The 2,892-nt window shown below is 67.3% G+C and carries 3 protein-coding genes; 1 reads left to right on the forward strand and 2 read right to left on the reverse strand.

Features of this window, described 5'->3' with window-relative positions:
* Together G3N97_RS37840 and G3N97_RS37845 are read right to left on the reverse strand one after the other, a co-directional pair.
* Positions 1–1,410, reverse strand: a 1,410-nt coding sequence (locus G3N97_RS37840) for a DEAD/DEAH box helicase (RefSeq protein WP_205997857.1), incomplete at its 3' end; no start/stop codon positions are given.
* A gap of 472 nt (positions 1,411–1,882) precedes the next feature.
* Positions 1,883–2,152 (reverse strand): acyl-CoA-binding protein, encoded by a 270-nt coding sequence (locus G3N97_RS37845; protein ID WP_205997858.1) that lies wholly within the window; start codon positions 2,150–2,152, stop codon positions 1,883–1,885.
* 173 nt (positions 2,153–2,325) lie between these two features.
* Here G3N97_RS37845 and tsaB point away from each other — a divergent pair.
* Positions 2,326–2,892: tRNA (adenosine(37)-N6)-threonylcarbamoyltransferase complex dimerization subunit type 1 TsaB (gene tsaB / locus G3N97_RS37850; RefSeq protein ID WP_205997859.1), on the forward strand; the 567-nt coding region annotated here is incomplete at its 3' end.

The raw sequence follows: 2,892 nt of genomic DNA on the forward strand, positions 1-2,892 counted from the left end.
GCCGCCGCCGTTGCCGCCGCCGCCCGGACGGCCGCGGCCGCCGAAGCCGCCACGGTTAGCCGGCGGTGCCTTGCGCGGCTCGAAGCCTTCGACGACGTTGACCGGCAGCGTGCCGCGCACGAAACGCTCGATGCGCTTGAGCGCGCCTTGCTCGGCGTGGTGCACGAGGCTCACCGCGGTGCCCGAACGGCCCGCGCGGCCCGTACGGCCGATACGGTGCACGTAGTCTTCCGCGAACTTCGGCAGGTCGTAGTTGAAGACGTGCGTGATGCCCGGGATGTCGATACCGCGTGCCGCGACGTCGGTCGCGACCAGCACGCGCACGCGACGCTCGCGCAGAGCGCGGATCGTGCGGTTACGTGCGCCTTGCGGCAGGTCGCCGTGCAGTGCGGCGGTTTCGAAGCCGGCGTCGGCCAGCTTGCCGGCGAGCTGGTCGGCGTCCATCTTGGTCGCCGTGAACACGACAGCCTGGTCGAGCTTTTCGTCGCGCAGCAGGTGGTCGAGCAGACGATCCTTGTGATCGCGGTCGTCGACGTAATGCACGGTCTGGGCGATGTTCGAGCTCGCTTCGATCTTGCGGACGATCTCGATACGCTCCGGATCCTTCAGCAGGCGGCCGGTGATCGAGGCGATCTTGCCGTCGAGCGTGGCCGAGAACAGCATCGTTTGACGCGTTTCGGGCGTGGCGGCCACGATCGTGTCGATGTCGTCGATGAAGCCCATGTCCAGCATGCGGTCAGCTTCGTCGAGCACGAGCATCTTCAGCTCGGACAGGTCGATACGGCCGCGCTCGAGGTGGTCGAGCAGACGGCCCGGCGTTGCCACGAGAATTTCGGGGTTCTTGGCGAGCAGCATCAGCTGCTGGCCGTAGGCCACACCGCCGAGAATGCTGACGGTGCGCAGGCGGCGCAGGTGCTTGCCGTACGTCGAAGCGGCCGTCGTCACCTGCATGGCGAGTTCGCGCGTCGGCGTGAGGACGAGCAGGCCGGGGCGTGCCACCGGCTGCGGACGGCGTTGCGGGCGGCGATCGGCTTGCTGGCCGTTCGCGCCTTGCGGACGCGGCTCGCGCGGTTGCGCGGCTTGTGCTTTCTGGATCTGAGCGAAGCGCTCGATGGCAGGCAGCATGAACGCTGCGGTCTTGCCCGAACCGGTCGGGCTGGAGACCAGCAGGTCGCGGCCCGCGATGGCTGCAGGAATGGCGCGTTCCTGAACCGGCGTCGGGGCCTTGTAGCCCGCTGCGGTCAGCGCGGAGACAATCTCCGGCGACAGACCGAGCGACTCGAACGTCGGACCTGCCGGCGTGTCGGCAGCAGGCGCGGCGCCTTCAGCGGCGGCGGCGACAGGCTGCTCGAGGCCGAGGGCGTCGTTGGCGATCGCGTCGAGGGGGCTTTGGGTATTGCTCGAAGTCATGAAAATCCTTGGTACACAGGAAATAGAACGTCGGCGCCAATCGGCATACCCAAGTCGTCGGATTGTGCAAACAAATCGAAAAACGGGGGCAATCCGCACACGGGGGCGGATTTTCGTTAGAAGCTGTTTTGGGTGCGGCTCAGCCCGGATTGGCCAACCGCCAGCCTGATACTTGACGGCCCGAAAGCAGGGCCACGGCAGGGAGGGACAGGTTCTAAACTGGATTGGAGCTTAACGCTACGTGGCGTTGGGCTGATCGCAATGGCGACCGGAGCGCAACGCAGCGCGGATTATATCTCGTTTTGTTGCAGCGCGCCAGCGCGAGCGCAAACGATTTGCGGTGCGTGGATAGTTGCACGCGGATCGGCGCAAAAGAGGGTGGGAACGGCGGGAAATCGCTGTGATTTCGCGGAGGGGAAATTCGGGCGAGGCGCGGCTGGGCGTGCCGCGCCGACCGGTGCCGAAGCCGGGCTTAGCTCGCCGCGCCGCTCTTGAGCGACTCGACCAGTTCGACATACTGCGTCTTCGCCGTGTCCTGCGCCGTGCCTTGCAGCGCGGCCCAGGCGTCGTACTTGTATTTGCCGACGATGTCGGTGAAACCCGGCTTGTCGCCGTGCACGTCGCCTTCGCTGGCCTGCTTGAACAGCGCGTACAGACGCAGCAGCGTCAGGTTGCCCGGACGCTCCGACAGCTTCTGCACGTCTTCCTGGGCCTGCGTGAACTGGGCGTTGATATCGCTCATTGTTGTTTCCTCCACTTGAAATCGATCGAGTCCGTCGATGGTAGCAGCGTCGTCTGGCACGGGGCTGGAACGATTCCTCCACTCTAGAAGGACTCTCGCCGACGGTGCGCGCGGCGCGCAGCGCGCATGCCTGGGCGGCGACTGGGCGAGGGCGCCGCATTACAATAGCGGTCATGACTGAAACCGTGCTGCTTGCCATCGATACGTCGACCGAATTCTGTTCGGTCGCGCTGCTTCGCGCCGCCGCGTCCGCGGGCGGCGCATCTGCCCCGGGCTCCGCTTCGGACGCCGCTCAGGAACCGTCCCCGTCGTCGTCGCGCGTCTGGGTGCGACATGAAGCCACGGGCGCTGTCTCCAGCACGCGCCTGCTGCCTGCCATCGGCGAAGTGCTCGCCGAAGCCGGCCTTACGCTCGCCGATTGCGACGCGATCGCATTCGGCGCGGGCCCCGGCTCGTTCACGGGCTTGCGCACCGCCACGGGCGTGGCGCAAGGCCTCGCGTTCGGCCTCGATATTCCGGTCGTGCCGGTCAGCACGCTGCTCGTCTGCGCGGAAAGCGCGCGGCTGCGCGACGCGTCGGCGACGCGCGTGCTGGCGGCGCTCGACGCGCGCATGGACGAAGCCTATTGGGCCGACTACGCGTGGGACGCGTCGACGGGCGACTGGGCGACCGTGCAGGCCGCCTCGCTCGATGCGCCCGAGGCCGTCGTCGCGCCCGACACGACGTTCACGCTGGCGGGC

It is taken from the genome of Paraburkholderia sp. Ac-20347, assembly GCF_017104805.1.
GTDB classification, from domain to species: domain Bacteria; phylum Pseudomonadota; class Gammaproteobacteria; order Burkholderiales; family Burkholderiaceae; genus Paraburkholderia; species Paraburkholderia tropica.

Excerpts from the sequence above, each read along its gene's own strand:
- G3N97_RS37845 (WP_205997858.1), bottom strand. The coding sequence starts at position 2,152 with ATGAGCGATATCAACGCCCAGTTCACGCAGGCCCAGGAAGACGTGCAG.